The following is an 18120-nucleotide window of genomic DNA, read 5'->3' as shown; positions in this document are numbered from 1 at the left end:
CTCTTTCCGAATGCGCGCGTATCTGAGTTTCGGAGACTGTAAAGCGTGATCGAATATGCCATTCTCTTCGGATTGGGTTTTCTCACCGCAACCCTGCTGGCCCTGTTGATCGCACCTGCGATCCACCGCCGCATCGTCGCTTATACGGAAAACCGCATACGCGCGACAATGCCCATCAGCCCGCAGGAAGTCCGCGCCCAGAAGGACATGGCGCGCGCGCTCTATGCGGCCGAAAACGCCAAGGTCCGCCAGGAACTGGAAACGGAGCGGGAAAAGAACACCTCGCTCCGCCTCGCCAACGAGGCCGCTTCCAGCGATGCCTATCGCCTCGGCGAGCAGAACCGCAGCTTTTCCCTGAAGATCGAAGAGCTGACGCTGGAGATCGGCGAATTGCGCGCCGCACTTGACGCCAGCGAAGAGCGCGCCGGCATCATCCAGGCCAACCTCCTGCAGCAGGAGCAGGCTGCCAATGAGCGCGCCAGCCAGATGTCCGATCTCACCGCCCGCCTCACCAACCTGACGCGCGAACTTGATGATTCGAAAATCCTCGCCGCCACCCGCGATCTCGAAGCCGAACAGGCCAAACAAAGCGCCACACGCTTCCGAAAGGAAGGCGAGACCGTCACTCGCGAGCTTCAGGATATCGCCAGCCGCAACCGGGAAGCGATGGAAGCCGTGGCGCGCGAAAGCCGCAAGGTGACGAGGCTTGAGGAGCAACTGGCCAGCACCATCGCCAAAAACGCCGACCTCGACACGATGCTGACCCTGCGCAACCAGGAGGTCGCGCGCCTCAAGGAACAGTTGGCCGCAACCGGCGGCCGCAGCAACGACATGATCATCCGCCTGCCGAACCCCGCTGTTCCCGTCGAAAAGCCGGTTGAGCGGCAGCAAGCCGCAGCGCCGACCCCTGCCGCCACACTCGAAACCGCGCCCGCCATCGAGACGGACGCACAACAGACGGCAGCCCCAGAGGATGCCGCCCCCGCCTTCCCGCCGGAGGAGCCGGGCGCACAGCCGGGCGCGTTGGCACCGGAAGGTTTGGAACAGGAAATCGAGGATATCCGCAATCAGGGCACCGCGCTCACCGAGCGCCTGTTGAATGTGCGTGGTACCGGCAATGACGAGCCCATCCGCCGCGAAATCGCGAGGATCGCCGCCGAAATGATCGCACTCACGGCGGCGCAGGAGGGTGAGGCATCGCCTATTCCGGGGCTGCTGGCCAAGGCGTCTGGTTCATCGGGGCGGGAGAGCCTTGCGAAGCGGGCGAAGGTGGTGATGGAGAAGCGGAAGCGTTAGGTACTCGGTGTATGCCGCTTCACCCCCCTCTGCCCTGCCGGGCATCTCCCCCACAGGTGGGGAGATCGATATGCGGCAAGGTTTTGCCCATCTCAACGTTAGAGAATGAAGTGGCGATATCGCGTCTTGCCGATCTCCCTCCTTGTGGGGGAGATGTCCGGCAGGACAGAGGGGGGTAAACCCCACCCACCAAGGCAAGCGTAAACTTCATCCGCAAAGATGGCGTTAAGCACTCCTCACACCCGCCCGATCACCCCCGCCATCTGATAAAGCGCCAGCCCCGAAGCCGTCCCCGCATTCAAGCTATCCAGCTGCGGCGACTGCGCAATCCGCGCCGTATGAAACCGCGACAGCACCGATTGCGGCAACCCCTCACCTTCCGTGCCGATGACGAGCGCCATGCGTTCAGCGCGGGGAATATCGCGGATTTCGGTCTCGCCACCGGGCGAAAGGCTCCAGATCGCAAAACCGGCTGCCGCGAGCCGCTCCAGCATCTCCACTGCCCCGCCGCCGCGATGATAGGGGACCGACAGCACCGACCCCACGGAAACCCGCAGCGCCTTGCGATAGAGCGGATCGCAGCACGTCTCGTCCAGCAGCACCGCATCGGCATAAAAGGCTGCGGCGTTGCGAAACATCGCTCCGAGATTGTCGTGGTTGGAAATGCCGCAGCCAACGAGCACCAGAGACGACGCGGGAAGCGCTGCAATCATCTCTTCCAGGCCGTCATCGCGCACCCGCCGCCCGAGCGCCAGAATGCCACGATGCAAATGGAAACCGACGATACCATCCAGCACCGGCGCTTCGGCCACATAAACGGGCACATCTTCGGGGAAATCGGAGAGAATATCCGCAACGCCGGAAAGCCGGTTGCGCAGAATCAGGATGCTCTCCGCCGCAAAGGCCCCACCCGCCTTGTGAGCGGCGGCCAGCATGCGCAGCACCACCGTACCTTCGGCGATGAAACGCCCCTGCCGGCCGGTGAGATCACGCTCGCGAATATCGCGAAAGGCGGCAATGCGCGGATCGGCCGGGTCGTCGATCGAGATCAGCGCCCGGCCATCCAGCAGGTTATTGACCTCACTGACCATCAACAGTCACGTCGGCCAGGAACCGGCCGCTGGCGACGTTGAAGACCAGCGCCTTGCGCGTGCCGTTGGCCAGCCGGCCGTAAAACAGCATGTCACCGCCGGAATAGCTGACATTGTCGATCGTGAAGCCCTGCGGCAGGCTGGCGGTGACGGCCATCGGGCCACTACCAGTGGGAACGGCGAGGTTTGGCGCTTCCGTCTGCGTCTGAACGGCCTTCGACGGCCCCATCGCCTTGTAGACAACCGCACCGAAGACAGCCATAAGGCTGATAAACATCACGGAGCCCGACACGATCTGCAAACGGATCATCTTGCGGCGAACTTTTTCCATGGCCGGATCAAGCGGCTTGTCTTCCTGTTCGTCTTGCTCGATCTGCGTCATCGGGTTCCCTGAAATGCTGATGGATCGGAAAAATAAGAATGAACGACCCCTTTAAACAAGGCGGAGACGCAAGGAAAGTCCTGATTGCCGGGGAAGACGCCGAAGGCCGCCTCGATTCCTGGCTGGCGGGCGAACTGGGCAGCGACTTCTCCCGCAGCCGCCTGAAGGCGCTGATCGAACAGGGCGCGGTTTCCCTCAACGGCAAGCCGGTGACCGAGCCGAAAAAGAAGGTGCATCCCGGCGACCGTATCGAGATCGTCATGCCCGAGCCGGAAGACCCGGAACCCAAGGGCGAGGACATTCCCCTCAACGTGGAATATGAGGATGAAGACCTGATCGTGCTCGTCAAGCCCGCCGGCCTCGTCGTGCATCCCGGCGCCGGCAACTGGACGGGAACGCTGGTCAACGCCCTCATTCATCATTGCGGCGACAGCCTCTCCGGCATTGGCGGCGTCAAGCGCCCGGGCATCGTACACCGACTGGACAAGGAAACGTCAGGTGTCATGGTCGTTGCGAAGAACGACAACGCCCACCGGCATCTGGCCGCACAATTTGCCGACCATGGCCGCACCGGGCCGCTGGAACGCGCCTACAAGGCCATCGTCTGGGGCCGCCCGCGCACGCTGCGTGGCACCATCGACGCAGCGCTCGGCCGCAGCGTCGACCGCACCAAACGCGCCGTCAAGCACGAGGATTCGGATGATGCCCGCGAGGCAATCACCCATTACGAGGTAGTCGAGCGTTATCACGAGCGGCCGGACGCCACCTGTCTCGCCTCGATGGTGGAATGCCGTCTCGAAACGGGCCGCACCCACCAGATCCGCGTGCACATGGCCCATATCGGCCACCCGCTGATCGGCGATCCCGAATATGGCGCGGCTTTCCGTACCAAGGCGAACCTTCTGGAAGAACCGGCAAAGAGCATCGTCGGGCGCTTTCCGCGCCAGGCACTTCATGCCTATCTGCTCGCTTTCGAACACCCCCGCACCGGCGAGGTGATGGAGTTCGAAACCGAGCTTCCAGAAGACATGGAAGCCTTGGTCGCCGCATTGCGTGCCTGAAAACGCCTGGCGCAGTTCCAAAAAACTGCGCCGCACATTTCGCCGGAAGCTTCGGATAACAAAAAAAGATTAGCGGAACGCGATATTCTGCCAACGGTCCTCTTCATAGACCGCCCCAATTTCGCTTTAATCCTCGCACCTCCTTTGCCTCGCAAAGCCTTGAACCGCCGCACGTTCGAACTGCCTTGAACGGAGCCGGCACGATGACGGGATCGCGTGCGCATGACGATTAAAGACCGCCGGTTTATATTCCAGGAGCTGCGCAGCGTCGAAGGTTACATCGACCCGCCGGATGCGCTCGTCTTCAAGGCACTTCTGCAGGCGCAGACGAAAAGCGCCCTTAGTGGCGGCATCGCGGAAATCGGCGTCTATTACGGTCGCTCCTATTTCCTGCTGCGCAAATTCGCGCAGAGCCAGGAAAAGGTGCTGGGCGTCGATCTTTTCGATCTGGACCCGCCGCAAGACGGCAGCCTCGACCAGTATGAACGCCTGATGGAAAACGGCCGCCGGCTGGGTTTCACAATGGATCGGGACCTCATCATCAAGGGCGACAGCACGCGGCTGACACCAGACGACATCACGTCCCGCATCGGTCCGACACGGTTTTTCAGTATTGATGGTGGCCATCACCTGCATCACGTGCTGGCCGATGCGAAACTGGCCATGGAGGTGATCGCGCCGCACGGCATCATCGTTTTCGATGACACCTTCAACCCCGCCTGGCCGGAAGTGACGGTGGGTGTCGCCGATTTCCTGCGCACCCACGGCCACAGCCTCGTTTGCTTCGGCATGACGAAATACAAGACCTATGTGTGCCATCGCGAATTTCACTCAATCTATGCGCAGGCCATTGCCATCGATCCGGACCTGCAGGCGCTTGCTCATGTCGAGACGCAGTTCCTCGGCGCGAAGGTGGTGCGTCTGCACAATCCGATGCGCCGACGGGTGATGTATGAGCTGATGGTGCGCTCCGGCCTTGGCGGTTTTTCGGAACGAATTTACCGCTCGAAAGTTAAACAGGTCAAAGAAGGGGTCGCCTCGACATAACGCATGTGTGAACGCAGCGTTCGCTTGAAACGCGGCGTGAGCGTACATATCTGTCACATGGGTTCGTGCGGGGTCGGTAACGACCCGCAGCTTACGGCGCGCCTCCGGCGGGTTATTCGCCGATCAAAGAGGGTGCCGTTCCAGACCATAGATAAGGGGGTGCTTTATGGCCCGCAATAGTTTGCCTACGATTACAGCCGGCGAAGCCGGTCTCAATAGATATCTCGACGAAATCCGCAAATTCCCCATGCTGGAGCCGCAGGAAGAGTACATGCTTGGCAAGCGTTATGCCGAGCATGGCGACCGCGACGCCGCGCACAAGCTCGTCACCAGCCATCTGCGTCTCGTGGCCAAGATCGCCATGGGCTATCGTGGTTACGGCCTGCCGATCGGCGAGGTCGTTTCCGAAGGCAATGTCGGCCTGATGCAGGCGGTGAAGAAATTCGATCCGGAACGCGGTTTCCGTCTGGCCACCTATGCCATGTGGTGGATCAAGGCCTCGATCCAGGAATATATCCTGCGCTCGTGGTCGCTGGTGAAGATGGGCACAACCGCCAACCAGAAGCGTCTGTTCTTCAACCTGCGCCGTCTGAAGGGCCGCATCCAGGCCATCGACGATGGCGATCTGAAGCCGGAGCATGTCAAGGAAATCGCGACGAAGCTGCAGGTGTCTGAAGAAGAAGTCATCTCGATGAACCGCCGCCTGCATGGCGACGCATCGCTGAATGCGCCGATCAAGGCGTCCGAAGGCGAGTCCGGCCAATGGCAGGACTGGCTGGTGGATGACCATGACAGCCAGGAAGACGTGCTGATCGAGCAGGACGAACTGGAAACCCGCCGCCGCATGCTGGCGAAAGCCATGGGCGTGCTGAACGACCGCGAACGCCGCATCTTCGAGGCCCGCAGACTTGCCGAGGAGCCGGTGACGCTGGAAGAACTCTCGTCCGAGTTCGACATCAGCCGCGAGCGCGTGCGCCAGATCGAAGTCCGTGCCTTCGAGAAGGTGCAGGAAGCGGTGCAGAAGGAAGCGCTGGAAGCGGCGCGCGCCCTGCGCGTGGTGGATGCGTAAGACAGCCCGCTCATGACGCCAATGCGCTGACCATGAATCATCCTCGGCCTTCGGCCGGGGATTTTTTGTTGGTAAAAGGCGGGCGATAGGAAATGGTCTGCCTCTGAGACCGACGGTAGTGCTGGAGGAAAACCGGTAGGAAAAATATCGATGCTTCAGAGGATGCCGCTTACCCCCTCTGCCCTGCCGGACATCTCCCCCACAGGTGGGGAGATCGGCAAGACGCGCTACCGCCACTTCATCCTCGGCCGTTGAGTTGGTCGAGACCTCGCGGCATATCGATCTCCCTCCTTGTGGGGGAGATGCCCGGCAGGGCAGAGGGGGGTGAGCCGCACCCACCAACATCCCCGAAGCCCATCACCTGACACAGCAAAGACACCGCCGTAGCCATGTAACGAAAAGGGCGGCTTGAGCCGCCCTTTCAATCCTTATTGACCGCCCGTCGCCGGCGCTGATGCCGCCCATTCGCTGAGCGCCTTGTCGAAGGCGGCGATGCCGTCATTGCCCTTTTGCAGGGTCAGCAGCGCACGGCGGCCATTGCGGTAGGACACCGGAATATCGATCCAGTTGCGGCTCTTCAGAAGCTCCAGATTGGTCTTCATCGCATCCGGGAAGTCGTTGAGCGCGATCATGTGGAAATCGTCGGTGATCTTGGCCGGAACCGCGATCAGCGCGTTGCCGCGATCCTGCTCAGTGCTCTTCATCGCAATACGCTGGACGCTGTCGATCGCGCCGCCTTCAAAGCCGGGCGAAACCGAGAAGACGATTTCGATCAGATGGCTCGCCGGCAGCGACGGATCGGTGTTGCGCTTGAAGGTGATCAGCGCGCTGAGGCCACGGCCGGGAACGGTAATCTGCCCCTGCACGGTAGGCGAAGGCTTGCCTTCGGCATCATTTTCCTGCTGCAGCGACCAGGACACGCTGCCCTGAATGGCGGTCGGAACCGTCTGGCCCAGCACTTCCTCATAAAGGAACATGCGGTCGCCGGAAGCCGCGGCGGCAGGTTGCTGGCCGGCAGGTGCGCCAGCCGGTGTGCCGGCAGGTGCACCTGTATTGCCGGCCGGGCTTTCGCCTGCCGGCGGGGGCGCAACATTCTGCTCGTAGACCGACTGACCTTCCGCCGTGACGGGCTGGCCGTTAGCGCCCGGCGCCTGGCCCTCGTCACGCTCGGTGCCATCAGCCAGAAGCCGCTGGGTGAACTTTGTGCCGGTAACCGAACCATCATCGCCATGCGACTGGTTCGGGTGGTTGTTTGGTGTGGCCGTCGGTTGCTGCTGGCCAGCCGCAGGCGGCTGCTGGGTCGCGGGCGGCGTGGTGGGCTGCGTCTGCGCCGTCTCCGGCGAAGATGTCTGGGTACTACCGTTCTGGGCAGAATTGACCAGCCCGCCGACCATGTCGTTCAGCGCATCGCGGTTCAGCCAGAAGGCATAACCACCGCCGGCAAGCAGCGCCACGCCCACAAGTGCCAGCACCACGGAGGCATAGTTGCGGCGCGGCTTCTTCTTGACCATGTAGGCAGGCGTTGCCGCAGCCGCGCCGAGGCCGGGCGTTTCATCCGAAGACTGGCGGGTGGTGGACGACGCGCCGTCGTAACCGATCAGCTCGTCCAGATCATCCCAGGGCGTACGCTCCCTGTTGTCCTTCGCCTGCGCCTGATCGCCGAAGGGATCGTTATCGGCACGCGGCAGGACGGGGGCGTCTTTGGCGGGAATGGCGATATCCGCATCCTGAAAATAGGACGAGAAATCTTCCACGACGGCCTTTTTCGGAGTGGCCTCCTCGCTCTGCCGCTGCTCGGAAAACTCGTCCCGGGCGCCGAAAGCCGGAGTCTGGCCGAACCGCTGATCCGCATCGTCCCGCCTTTCGGAATCCAGCGTCACTTCCGGTTCCTGATAATGATGCGCGGGATAATCGGCAACGAGCGGATGCTCATCCGCCTCGGCGCGCCTGTCGGCATAATCGTCCGCCGCGCGCAGGTCCTCGTCCCGCGCCTCATCCAGCTTGCGCCAGTCATCTTCATCCACCGGCTGCGCCCAGTGGGCCGGAACGGACGCATCCTCTGCGAGCGGCGCGGTTTCGAATTCACGATCATGCTCGCCGGCCGAACGATAGGCCGGCTCTTCCTCCGCACGGGTGAAATAGGTTTGATGCACCTCGTCGGAAGCGACGGGCGATACCGGCGCCACGGGCGTGGGCGCCTCATAAAGCTCTTCCGGCTCGGCTTCGCCATGCTGTTCTACGCGCGGCTCTTCGTGTGGCTCAGCGTAAACCTGCTCATCCCGCTCGGCTACGGGCGTTTCACGGCCGGGTTCTTCTTCGGTGGCCTGTTCTTCGTATACCGGCTCGCGCTCGTCGGCCTCGACGGGGGCGGGCTCTTCATAAACCTGCTCCTGCTCTTCGTGCGTAACAGGCTCGGCGGCATGCGCCGTGCGGTCGTCTTCTTCGATTTCGTGCTGGTGGTAAGGCGCAGCCGCGTCTTCCGCGACGGGGGAGAACGCGTCATCCTCCTCCAGCGCCGGAAGCGCCTCGGCATATTCGCTGTCCACCTCGGCAATGGCGGCGTCCAGCTTGGCGATCTGCCGGCGCAACAATTCTTCCGGCGGACGTGGCTTCATATTCTCGAGCTGGCGCACAACCGCACTGCGCGCCTTGTCGTAAACCTTCGCCCGGTTTTCGGGAGTATTGTTCGCCAAGCCATCCACGGCCTTGCGAATGACTGCTACAAAATCCGCCATAAGCACTTTCTCGTCGTGACCGGCGACGTACCGGCCCGATATGGTTTATGAATCTAGATCGCCGAGGACATTAATCCTCAAACGGATCAGTCACAAGTATGGTGTCGTCACGCTCGGGACTTGTCGACAGGAGCGCAACCGGCGCCCCGATCAGTTCCTCCACCTGCCGGACGTATTTGATTGCCTGAGCAGGCAAATCCGCCCATTTTCGGGCACCGACGGTAGATTCTTTCCAGCCTTCCAGCGTGATGTAGATCGGCTCGACACGCGCCTGCGCGCCCTGGCTGGCCGGAAGATGATCGATTTCCTGCCCGTCAAGCTTGTAGCCGACGCAGATTTTCAGCTCATCCAGACCGTCGAGAACGTCGAGCTTGGTGAGCGCAATGCCGGTAATGCCGTTGGTGGCAACCGACTGGCGCACCAGCGCGGCATCGAACCAGCCGCAACGGCGCTTGCGGCCCGTGACGGTGCCGAATTCATGACCCTTTTCACCCAGGAACTGACCGATTTCGTCATTGAGTTCGGTCGGGAACGGGCCTTCGCCAACGCGCGTGGTGTAAGCCTTGGTGATGCCGAGGATATAACCCAGCGAACCAGGACCCATGCCCGAGCCGGCAGCGGCCTGGCCGGCTACGGTGTTGGAAGAGGTCACATAGGGATAGGTGCCGTGGTCGATATCGAGCAGCGAACCCTGCGCGCCTTCAAACAGGATGCGGGCACCGGCGCGGCGCTTCTTGTCGAGCAGCAGCCACACGGTTTCGCTGAACGGCAGGATGCGCTCGGCAATCGAGCCCAGCTCTTCCATGATCGTTTCATGCGAGACTTCGGCTGCACCGAAGCCGCGACGAAGCGCGTTGTGGTGCGTGAGGATACGATCGACCTTGGCGGAAAGCGCCTCCATGTCGGCGAGATCCATGACGCGGATGGCGCGGCGGCCAACCTTGTCTTCGTAAGCCGGGCCGATGCCACGGCGGGTGGTGCCGATCTTGGTCCCACTGTTGGAGGCGGCGTCTTCGCGCATGCCGTCCAGTTCACGGTGCAGCGACAGAATGAGCGTGGCATTGTCGGCGATACGCAGGTTTTCCGGGGTAACCTTGACGCCCTGCGCTTCCAGACGGCCGATTTCGGCGATCAGCGCATGCGGGTCGACGACGACGCCATTGCCGATGACGGCGAGCTTTCCGGGACGCACGACGCCGGACGGCAGAAGCGAAAGCTTGTAGCTGACACCATCAATGACAAGCGTGTGGCCGGCATTGTGACCGCCCTGGTACCGCACGACGACATCTGCCCGCTCGGACAGCCAGTCAACAATCTTGCCTTTGCCTTCGTCGCCCCATTGCGAGCCGACCACCACAACATTCGTCATTTCTTGCTTTCCTGCTCATGGCGCCTGCGCGCCCGATAACCCGATGGGAAACCCAAACCCGCGAATGTATACTGTGTTGTTTTACGGAAAGCGACCCTGTTTCTTATGGAGAATTTTGCTTTTTCCGTGACAAGCCGCGGATTTCCCGCATTATCTCGCCCCGTGGGCGGCCAAGCGCGGGTGCAAGGCCGCCGCTCACCCCTCACCGTTTTCCCGCCCTTATGAAGAAGCGAAACATCAGCGTGCCTTCGAAAGCCTATATCGCCCTCATCATCGCCACGCTCTGCTGGGGCGGCAACACCGTTGCCGGCAAGCTCGCCGTCGGCCACATCAGCCCCATGGCCTTCACCTTCCTGCGCTGGGTCTTCGCCGTCGCCATCATCTTTGCCATTTCAGTGCCGCAGTTGATCAAGGACTGGCCGGTGGTGAAAAAACGCCTGCCCTATTTCTTCGTGCTCGGCAGCGTCGGTTACACGGCCTTCAACGTATTTCTCTACACCGCCCTGCAGCACACCTCGGCCATCAATGCCGCCGTCATACAGGCCGGCATTCCCATGGTCATTTTTGTTCTGAACTTCATCCTGTTCCGTACCCGGGTGCTGTTCGGCCAGATCGCCGGTTTCTGCCTGACCATTGCAGGCGTGGCGCTGCTCGCCTCGCATGGCGATCCGGTCTCGCTGCTGCAACTGGAAATGAATGTCGGCGACGCCGTCATGCTGCTCGCCGTGCTGGTTTATGCCATCTACACCGTCATCCTGCGCTGGAAACCCACGGTCGACTGGCGGACGCTGATGGCCATCCCCGCCTTTTTCGCACTGCTTACGTCGGTACCGCTGGTCTTCTGGGAAATGTCGCGCGACAGCGTCGTCTGGCCGGATCAGAAGGGCTGGGTGCTGGTGGTCTATGCCGCCATTTTTGCGTCGCTCATCGCACAGATCCTCTACATCAAGGGCGTGGAACAGATCGGCGCCAATCGCGCCGGCCTGTTCATCAATCTGGTGCCGGTTTTCGGCACGTTGCTGTCGGTCGTCGTGCTCAGTGAAACCCTGCACACCTACCAGATCGCAGCACTCATCATGGCGCTGGCCGGCATTGCCGTGGCGGAACGAAAAAAATCGCCGGCTTCCTGAACCCACAGGGTCAGAAAACCGGCGCAGTCTGGCAGGCATGAAAGGATGGGTTTAAAGCGCGGTTTCGCGCTCGACCGGAGAAAGGGCGGCATTGCCAAGGACGATATCGCCCTTATCGGTGGTGACGATGAGCACTTTTTCGAGCGATCCGTCATTGTTCAGCGAAAAGGCAAGGCGCAACGCACTGGAAGACCAGCCAGCGCCGGCGAGGGCGGCGCGCTTGATCGCGGCGCAGTCACCGCAATCTCCAAGGTTTGCAGAAGGCGTTGCCGGAAGATCGGTTGCGAGACCGGAAAAATAATCGTCGAGCGCGCCCATGGTGGTGTTCACATCGCGGTTGACGCGCAACAGTTCCTCACGGCGCTCGGCCGTCAGCGGCGCCGCGATGGTCGAAACGCATTGACCTGCGGAAAGGACGCAGCCATCGAAACCATCAGGTGCGGAAACACCAATCTGCGTAACGGCGGACCTCTCGACGGCGGCAAAACCGCGGGCAAAACCGGCAGCGCCAGCCGCGTCGGCATGGTTGGACATGGAAGCAACGGCAATTCCGCAGATGGCGGCAGCAATAATCTTCTTCAGCATTTTCATACCCCGTTTTGCGATCCGCCGGCTTGTGCCGGTCTCGATTTAGTTGTGAAGCATCTCTTTCAAGGGACGTTCTCTGTCTGTGATCCCACAATGGCACAACACTGTTTTCAGCCGCTTTAAGCCGATTGCTACAATTTTACCGGTTTTCATTTTTGTACAGCGGGCACGATTTATGAACATGCGCCGGTATCGTCGCCGCGGATTCCGCGGCAACGTCGGGAAGAGAAAAAGAGGCCGCATCGCTGCGGGGGTATCAAAGGGTGGTAGAGGGTTTTGCAAACGATGCAGCCCCTGCTTCAAACACATGACCCGCCCGCCAAACCGGTTCCTGTTTGGAGGATGGGCATATGCCGGCCGCCCTGACCGTGACATCGGGAAACTCCCCGGTTTAGGCCGCCTGCCCCGCCCATCCTGCGCCGCGCGCACGCCTGATGACCGGTATGGGCAAAGTATAGTCTGGCTGGCAGCACCGGGGACGCGCGGGGATGACGCATTCTGAAAAAAGGCGCCGGGAGGCGGTTTCGCCCCATCCCGGCCACAGGAATTTTCAGCGAGTTAACGCCCGCCCGATCGGCGGCATTTGAATTAACCTTGTCTTAAAACCCGACGTTAATGGTTAGCAATTTAAGAATAACGGAACGAAAGGGTTCCGTTATGCGTGGCGTATTTGCCGTTGTTTTTCTGATGCTCGTTCTCGCCGGCTGCGCCACCGCACCGTCGCAGGTGACCAATGCCTGTGCGATTTTCGAGCAGCGCAACGGCATCTTCAACAATTGGCGGCGTGATGCGAAAGCGGCAGAACGAGAGTTCGGCGTGCCCGTGCCTGTCATGATGGCGACGATCTATACCGAATCCGCCTTCCGCCCTTATGCGCGGCCTCCGCGCACCAAGCTGCTGGGCTTCATTCCCTGGAAACGGCAATCGACGGCCTATGGCTACGCCCAGGCACTCGACGGCACATGGAGTGTTTACCAGCGAGAAACCGGCCGCTGGTCGGCAAGCCGCACCGATTTCACCGATGCCATCCACTTCGTCGGCTGGTATCACGCCAAGAGCCGCCGCGAAAACGGCATTGCACTGAACGATCCCTATAACCTCTACCTTGCCTATTATTCCGGCCATGCCGGTTATGCGAAGGGCAGCTGGCGCAACAACTCAGCCGTCCAGAAGGCTGCCCGCCGCTCCGCCAACATGGCGTTGCGTTACGAGGCGCAGTTGCAGCAGTGCGGGTATCGTTGAGGCTGGGCGGGACGAGGCTGGTCTAGGGATTACTTGACGGAGCAGTAAATCCCTCCTCCGTCATCCTCGGGCTCGACCCGAGGATGACCTTGAGTTTGGGCGAATGCACATCATCCGCGCCCCGTCACCCCGGACTAGATCCGGGGTCCAGTGCGATCAAGTCCTTGATCGCGAAAGACTCTTTTCACGGCACAGACGCGCCGTGGCTGGATGCCGGGTCAAGCCCGGCATGACGGAAGACAGCATCACTCCCCGTAAACCGAGAGAAATTCCCGCACGGCATCAATCTCGCTGGAGCGAATTTCATGCCCGCCCGGATGCCATACCGTCTCCACGGTTCCACCCTGCGCCTTCAGGCTCTGTTCCAGCGCCTTGGTCAGCGGCACCGGGCAGATCGGATCGCGCTCACCCGCCGTGATCAACACCCGGCGTGTGGCTTTGGCAGGGGAAATCTTCGGCTCGAACGGGATGAGCGGATGCATCAGCACTGCGGCATCGAAAAGCTCGGGTTGTTCGACCAGCACATTGGCGAGAATATTCGCGCCATTTGAAAAGCCGAGACCGATGATTGGTCCGGACTGGTAATGATCGCGGTTTGCCTTGACGAAATCCGCCAGCTTCTCGGTTGCCCGGGCAAGATCGGCCATGTCGTAAACGCCCTCGCCCGTGCGCCGGAAGAAACGCGCCGCGCCATGTTCGGAAACATCGCCGACGGGTGAGAGGACGGTGGCCTGCGGCAAAATACGGGAGCCAAAGTCGAAGAACTGGTTCTCATCGCCACCCGTGCCATGCAGTACCAGGAAAAGCGGCGCACCGGCGGCACCGGCGCGGGATTTGTGGAAATAGGTTTCCTTGTTCATAGGATAGTCCTTTCTGGAAGGAGAGGTTTAACGGCTTCGGCTTCTTCAGCCATGTGGAGCGAGCGCGTGCCGCTTATTTCTTCTCCCCGCCGGGGAGAAGAAAGCGCGGCAACATCCTGCCAAAAGCCATCGAGCGATTAAGCAGCCTTCTCATCCCCCAGCGGCTCCAGATGCTCTTCCAGCACGGCGCGCAGATGCGCATGCTGGGTCGGCAGCTTCAGCGCCTCGCCGAGATGGGCGGTGTCCTCGTCGCGGTCGAAACCCGGCTCGTTGGTGGCAACTTCAAACAGCACGCCGCCCGGCGTGCGGAAATAGATCGCCCAGAAATAATCGCGGTCGATGACGGGTGTCACCTGATAGCCGGTGTCCATCAGCGCCTTGCGCACCTCCAGCTGCTTTTCGCGGTTTTCGACCGCAAAAGCGATGTGGTGCACGGAGCCAGCACCCAGCCGCGCGCCTGATATATTCGGCATGGTTTCGATGTCGATGACATCGGCACCGTTGCCGCCGGGCATACCAAGGCGCAACACGCCGTCCTGACGGTCGACTTCCTGATAACCCATGAATTTCAAAAGCTCGGCCGTCGCACCTTCATCGCGAAGTCGCAGCGACGCACCCTGAAAACCATGGATCGCCTGATCCTGACCGACGCCATTGCCGATCCACTGCGCACGGTTGTCATCCCTGACCTCGACCAGCGCAAAACCGTCACCATCGGGGCCTGCGAAATGCAGGCGCTTGTTTCCAAAGGCTTCGTCGGCCTTCAGGCCATCCACGCCGGCCTTCGAAAGACGCTCCTGCCAGTAGCCGAGCGACCCGTCCGGTACGGAAAACAGCGTCGTGCCCACTTCGCCGGTGCCGGGACGGCCGCGGGCGATATGTGGAAACGGGAAATAGGTCATGACAGAGCCGGGCGTGCCGACTTCATCGCCATAATAGAGATGATAGACATCAGGCGCGTCGAAATTGACCGTCTTCTTTACCCGGCGCAGGCCGAGCGTATCGGTGAAAAAACTGTTGTTCTGGCGCGCGCTCGCCGCCATGGATGTGACGTGGTGCAGGCCCTTGATCTGGTTGAGCATGATAAACCCCTTCTTGCCTGGCGGGCCGCATGGTTGGGCCCGTCCTCTTCATGGCGTAAAGATGGGGTAACAGTGCACTCGGGCATAGAGTGGACAACGGGAACGGATTGTTCCCGAATGGTGAACGATAAAACCGACTGTTCAACGACCGATGGGCCAGTCAATGATCGTCAGCGACACCCAGGCTCCAGTAACCGACCGCGCGCAGAGCAGCTTTCGGCACGGAAATCTCGTCGGTAAGGAAGGATTTTGCCGCCCTCGCCTCGGATTTTTCGCAGGCGACAAAGACATGCAATCCTTCATGGTCTCCGCTCCAGGCATGGTCGCGCAGCGCTTTTTCAATAAGGCCGGCGGTGCCGGCGGCCTTGCCGCGACGATAGAGCCATGTCCACTCGACATTTGCCGCGCAAACGATTTCCTGCCGCTCGGCTTCGTCATCGATCTCGGCATAGACGCTGAGCTTCTTCCCGGCCGGCATTTCGGCCGCCATGCGCAGCATCACCGGCAGCGCCGTCTCATCGCCGGCAAAGACATAACGTTCGGCCTCCGGGCAGACACCGCTCGGGCCGATGATGCCGAGAACATCGCCGGGCCTGGCCGTTGCGCCGAATGTCGCGCCCGGCATGTGGTCACCCTCATGCATGACGAAATCGATATGGACTTCACCGCGCGCAATATCGCCGGAACGGATGGTGTAGACGCGGCGCGTGAGAAGATCCTCGCCCGAGGGCCAGACGATGGCCCCGGTGGGCGCAAGATAAGGCCAGACCGGCGCTCGGGCCTGATCCGGGACCAGAAGCAGCCGCACATGCATGCCGCCCGTCATCAGCCTTTCAATACCGCTTTCGACGGAAACCACCAGCCGGCGCATATGAGGCGTCAGATTATAGGCGCGGGCAATCTTGCCGACGAAGAGATTGGGCAGCTCACGCTGCTGCGCGCCATGGCCGCTCCAGCGGAAATCCAGCCCCGTCTCCCCGGAAAACTCGACAATATGCTCGGCCACCATGGCCTTGACCGACATCAATATATGTTCGGAAATGCAGCTGACGCTTGCGGCGAAACGACCGCCTTCTGCGCTGAAGCGGCCATGGCCGTATTCGGTCTTGAACCGAACCGTCGCGCCTTCGCGCTCCATCTCCATATGCTCGGAAAAATGATCCTCGAAAGCATCGACGATCGACAGCGGATCGGGCAACGAGACGGAGGTTTCGGCAGACAGGAGAGACACGGGCATAATCCTTCACTTCATAGTCTAGTATTCTTTAGACCGGAGGTTGCCGCGCGTAAAGACATTTAGGTTTTGAATTCCGTCATGCCGGACATGATCCGGCATCCAGCCAGCCCAAGTCTTTGGGCTGAAAGGACTCTTCTCGCCGCGCAGACGCGCGTCGGCTGGATTCCGGCTCACGGCCGGAATGACGGAAGTATATGCAGGGAGGGCTTACACCGATTCCGGCAATTGCCAGTCGATCGGGTCGCGGCCATGGGAGATGAGAAAGGCATTCGCCTTGGAAAAATGGCCATTACCGAAAAAGCCGTTATGGGCGGAAAGCGGTGACGGGTGCGGCGAGCGCAACACCAGATGTTTGCGCTGGTTCACAAAGGCCGCCTTCTTCTGGGCATAGGAACCCCAGAGCAGGAAGACGACATGGTCGCACTCGTCGTTGACGGCGCGGATGACGGCGTCGGTGAATTTTTCCCAGCCCTGCCCCTGATGCGAGGCGGCGCGGGCCTCTTCCACCGTCAGCACGCTGTTGAGCAGTAGCACGCCCTGTTTCGCCCAGCTTTCCAGAAAACCGTGGCCGACCGGGCGAATGCCGAGATCGGCCTGCAATTCCTTGTAGATATTGACGAGCGAGGGCGGGATGCGCACGCCGGGCTGCACGGAAAAGCACAGTCCATGCGCCTGGCCGGCGCCGTGATAGGGGTCCTGCCCCAATATGACGACCTTCACCTCATCGAGCGGTGTCAGATCGAGAGCGCGGAAATAGTCCGCGCCCTTCGGGAAGATACGCTTGCCGGCTGTCTTTTCGGCAAGCAGGAACTCTTTCAGCTTTTGCATGTAGGGGCTGGCGAATTCTGCGGAAAGCACGCGCTTCCAGCTGTCTTCGAGTTTAACGCCTGCCTCTGCCATGCCTGCCTCCATCAGAGCTTATTTGAACCGGTTGCCGCGCCGCAGCACTTCGATCTTGTAACCATCGGGATCGCAAATGAAGAAATATTTTGCGAAAGGCTGGCCCTTGTAATCGGCCTCGATGATCTTGCCGGGGGAAAGCCCGATCTCGTTCAAGCGCTGATGCTCGGCGTCAACATCGGCAACGCTGACGGCGAGATGGCCATAACCGTCGCCCAGCGCATAGGGCACTTCGCGGCCACGGTTGACGGTCAGCTCCAGCTCGAAATCGCCCTCGGCATTGCTGAGATAGATCAGCGTGAAATTCTCGAACTCGGCGCGTTCCGCCACTTCAAGCCCGAAAGCCTGTTTGTAAAATTCCACCGAACGCTTTTCGTCCAGCACCCGGACCATCGAGTGGATCAGCTTGGCCATGGTGTTTTCCTTCTTCTTCCTGTTGACGGCCCGGTTATGCTCCGGGCATCGCGGCCAAGGGGATAAAGACAGAGTGCGGCGCTTTCAACCCTAAAGGCGCGACACAGGGCCGGGGAGAACGCAGATCACGGCAAATGTGATGGCAAAAGCTGCCGGTTTCCGGTGCGGCGGAGCCTGCGGCAACGGGACCCATCCTTTTCGGCCCACCGCTCTATCCTGAGTGGTAAAGTCATGATACCGGCTAGGCATGCGCCTTTTATACCTCTGTCTTGGCTGGCTTATGGTCGCGACCGGCATTGTCGGCGCGTTTCTTCCCGTTTTGCCCACCACGCCTTTTCTGCTTCTGGCGCTCTGGTGTTTTTCCCGCTCCTCGCCAAAACTCGAGGCGTGGCTTCTCGCCCATCCCAGATACGGCCCTTCCCTGCGGCGATGGCGCGAACGCGGCGCAATAGCCCGCAAAGCCAAGATCGCGGCGCTTTCGGCCATGTCCGTCAGCTACGCCGCTTTCTGGTTCCTGAGCGAGCCGCCGCCGTTGCGCGCAGCCGTCGTCGCCGCCGTCATGCTGGGCTCCGCGCTCTTCATCGCCACCCGCCCGGAAAATTGAGGCGGAGGACAGC

The 18120-nt window shown here is 61.0% G+C and carries 17 protein-coding genes; 7 read left to right on the top strand and 10 right to left on the bottom strand.

The features are described 5' to 3' along the window. The first annotated feature begins 45 nt into the window (after positions 1-45). On the top strand, positions 46-1296 hold the full coding sequence (locus WA845_RS05560; protein ID WP_112557076.1) for a hypothetical protein: 1251 nt from the start codon (positions 46-48) through the stop codon (positions 1294-1296). Between the two features lie 236 nt (positions 1297-1532). Here the strand turns inward: WA845_RS05560 and WA845_RS05555 are convergent, their stop codons facing one another. Both WA845_RS05555 and WA845_RS05550 read right to left on the bottom strand, forming a co-directional pair. Beyond that, a complete protein-coding gene (locus WA845_RS05555; RefSeq protein WP_092651364.1) occupies positions 1533-2387 on the bottom strand; it encodes a TrmH family RNA methyltransferase in 855 nt (284 codons plus the stop codon). Continuing rightward, a complete protein-coding gene (locus WA845_RS05550) occupies positions 2377-2769 on the bottom strand; it encodes a hypothetical protein (protein WP_004443384.1) in 393 nt (130 codons plus the stop codon). Before WA845_RS05550 ends, WA845_RS05555 begins: the two co-directional genes overlap by 11 nt. A gap of 38 nt (positions 2770-2807) precedes the next feature. Here WA845_RS05550 and WA845_RS05545 point away from each other — a divergent pair, with 38 nt between their 5' ends. The 3 genes from WA845_RS05545 to rpoH all read left to right on the top strand — a co-directional run bounded on the left by WA845_RS05545 (position 2808) and on the right by rpoH (position 5946). Next, positions 2808-3830 carry an RluA family pseudouridine synthase gene (locus tag WA845_RS05545; protein ID WP_077987261.1) on the top strand — a complete coding sequence of 341 codons (1023 nt, stop codon included), beginning with the start codon at positions 2808-2810 and terminating at the stop codon, positions 3828-3830. Between the two features lie 222 nt (positions 3831-4052). Continuing rightward, on the top strand, positions 4053-4877 hold the full coding sequence (locus WA845_RS05540) for a class I SAM-dependent methyltransferase (RefSeq protein WP_077987260.1): 825 nt from the start codon (positions 4053-4055) through the stop codon (positions 4875-4877). Positions 4878-5043: 166 nt separating this feature from the next. Beyond that, positions 5044-5946: an RNA polymerase sigma factor RpoH gene (rpoH, locus tag WA845_RS05535; protein ID WP_004443393.1), complete on the top strand. Its 903-nt coding sequence runs from the start codon at positions 5044-5046 to the stop codon at positions 5944-5946. A gap of 428 nt (positions 5947-6374) precedes the next feature. Here the strand turns inward: rpoH and WA845_RS05530 are convergent, their stop codons facing one another. Further along, positions 6375-8681 (bottom strand): hypothetical protein, encoded by a 2307-nt coding sequence (locus WA845_RS05530; RefSeq protein ID WP_337322224.1) that lies wholly within the window; start codon positions 8679-8681, stop codon positions 6375-6377. Between the two features lie 70 nt (positions 8682-8751). Further along, positions 8752-10050, bottom strand: a complete 1299-nt coding sequence (locus WA845_RS05525) for an adenylosuccinate synthase (RefSeq protein ID WP_004443399.1) — start codon at positions 10048-10050, stop codon at positions 8752-8754. A 242-nt stretch (positions 10051-10292) separates the two neighbouring features. Between WA845_RS05525 and WA845_RS05520 the strand changes: the two genes are divergently transcribed. Continuing rightward, positions 10293-11180 (top strand): DMT family transporter, encoded by an 888-nt coding sequence (locus WA845_RS05520; protein WP_006700330.1) that lies wholly within the window; start codon positions 10293-10295, stop codon positions 11178-11180. A 51-nt stretch (positions 11181-11231) separates the two neighbouring features. On the opposite strand, the gene WA845_RS05515 is transcribed toward WA845_RS05520, so the two are convergent. Then, entirely contained in the window at positions 11232-11765 is a 534-nt protein-coding gene (locus tag WA845_RS05515; protein ID WP_037091951.1) for a transglutaminase-like cysteine peptidase, read from the bottom strand. A 660-nt stretch (positions 11766-12425) separates the two neighbouring features. Between WA845_RS05515 and WA845_RS05510 the strand changes: the two genes are divergently transcribed. After that, a complete protein-coding gene (locus WA845_RS05510; protein ID WP_004443407.1) occupies positions 12426-13010 on the top strand; it encodes a transglycosylase SLT domain-containing protein in 585 nt (194 codons plus the stop codon). A 245-nt stretch (positions 13011-13255) separates the two neighbouring features. Here the strand turns inward: WA845_RS05510 and WA845_RS05505 are convergent, their stop codons facing one another. The 5 genes from WA845_RS05505 to WA845_RS05485 all read right to left on the bottom strand — a co-directional run bounded on the left by WA845_RS05505 (position 13256) and on the right by WA845_RS05485 (position 17503). Continuing rightward, a complete protein-coding gene (locus WA845_RS05505) occupies positions 13256-13870 on the bottom strand; it encodes an alpha/beta hydrolase (RefSeq protein ID WP_113380775.1) in 615 nt (204 codons plus the stop codon). Between the two features lie 137 nt (positions 13871-14007). Next, the gene (locus WA845_RS05500) at positions 14008-14952 is read right to left on the bottom strand and encodes a VOC family protein (protein WP_337322223.1); all 945 of its coding nucleotides are present in this window, start codon (positions 14950-14952) and stop codon (positions 14008-14010) included. Positions 14953-15112: 160 nt separating this feature from the next. Next, complete coding sequence (locus tag WA845_RS05495; RefSeq protein WP_112557367.1) at positions 15113-16189, bottom strand: DUF2218 domain-containing protein; 1077 nt, start codon at positions 16187-16189, stop codon at positions 15113-15115. Positions 16190-16396: 207 nt separating this feature from the next. Next, positions 16397-17089, bottom strand: coding sequence for a uracil-DNA glycosylase (gene ung, locus WA845_RS05490; protein WP_004443416.1), 693 nt, complete (start codon positions 17087-17089; stop codon positions 16397-16399). Between the two features lie 18 nt (positions 17090-17107). Further along, on the bottom strand, positions 17108-17503 hold the full coding sequence (locus WA845_RS05485; protein ID WP_112557369.1) for a VOC family protein: 396 nt from the start codon (positions 17501-17503) through the stop codon (positions 17108-17110). Between the two features lie 247 nt (positions 17504-17750). Between WA845_RS05485 and WA845_RS05480 the strand changes: the two genes are divergently transcribed. Continuing rightward, positions 17751-18107: a YbaN family protein gene (locus WA845_RS05480; protein WP_004443420.1), complete on the top strand. Its 357-nt coding sequence runs from the start codon at positions 17751-17753 to the stop codon at positions 18105-18107. Positions 18108-18120: the final 13 nt, after the last annotated feature.

The sequence above is a fragment of the Agrobacterium sp. CMT1 genome, assembly GCF_037203725.1.
GTDB lineage: Bacteria > Pseudomonadota > Alphaproteobacteria > Rhizobiales > Rhizobiaceae > Agrobacterium > Agrobacterium pusense.
The sequence above is the reverse complement of the archived record's forward strand: the minus strand, read 5'-3'. Positions and strand labels throughout refer to the sequence as shown.

Bases quoted from the DNA above. Each gene is read 5' to 3' on its own strand.
- WA845_RS05555 (WP_092651364.1), bottom strand. From the start codon at position 2,387: ATGGTCAGTGAGGTCAATAACCTGCTGGATGGCCGGGCGCTGATCTCG.
- WA845_RS05550 (WP_004443384.1), bottom strand. From the start codon at position 2,769: ATGACGCAGATCGAGCAAGACGAACAGGAAGACAAGCCGCTTGATCCG.
- WA845_RS05545 (WP_077987261.1), top strand. From the start codon at position 2,808: ATGAACGACCCCTTTAAACAAGGCGGAGACGCAAGGAAAGTCCTGATT.
- WA845_RS05540 (WP_077987260.1), top strand. From the start codon at position 4,053: ATGACGATTAAAGACCGCCGGTTTATATTCCAGGAGCTGCGCAGCGTC.
- rpoH (WP_004443393.1), top strand. From the start codon at position 5,044: ATGGCCCGCAATAGTTTGCCTACGATTACAGCCGGCGAAGCCGGTCTC.
- WA845_RS05530 (WP_337322224.1), bottom strand. From the start codon at position 8,681: ATGGCGGATTTTGTAGCAGTCATTCGCAAGGCCGTGGATGGCTTGGCG.
- WA845_RS05525 (WP_004443399.1), bottom strand. From the start codon at position 10,050: ATGACGAATGTTGTGGTGGTCGGCTCGCAATGGGGCGACGAAGGCAAA.
- WA845_RS05515 (WP_037091951.1), bottom strand. From the start codon at position 11,765: ATGCTGAAGAAGATTATTGCTGCCGCCATCTGCGGAATTGCCGTTGCT.
- WA845_RS05510 (WP_004443407.1), top strand. From the start codon at position 12,426: ATGCGTGGCGTATTTGCCGTTGTTTTTCTGATGCTCGTTCTCGCCGGC.
- WA845_RS05505 (WP_113380775.1), bottom strand. From the start codon at position 13,870: ATGAACAAGGAAACCTATTTCCACAAATCCCGCGCCGGTGCCGCCGGT.
- WA845_RS05500 (WP_337322223.1), bottom strand. From the start codon at position 14,952: ATGCTCAACCAGATCAAGGGCCTGCACCACGTCACATCCATGGCGGCG.
- WA845_RS05495 (WP_112557367.1), bottom strand. From the start codon at position 16,189: ATGCCCGTGTCTCTCCTGTCTGCCGAAACCTCCGTCTCGTTGCCCGAT.
- ung (WP_004443416.1), bottom strand. From the start codon at position 17,089: ATGGCAGAGGCAGGCGTTAAACTCGAAGACAGCTGGAAGCGCGTGCTT.
- WA845_RS05485 (WP_112557369.1), bottom strand. From the start codon at position 17,503: ATGGCCAAGCTGATCCACTCGATGGTCCGGGTGCTGGACGAAAAGCGT.
- WA845_RS05480 (WP_004443420.1), top strand. From the start codon at position 17,751: ATGCGCCTTTTATACCTCTGTCTTGGCTGGCTTATGGTCGCGACCGGC.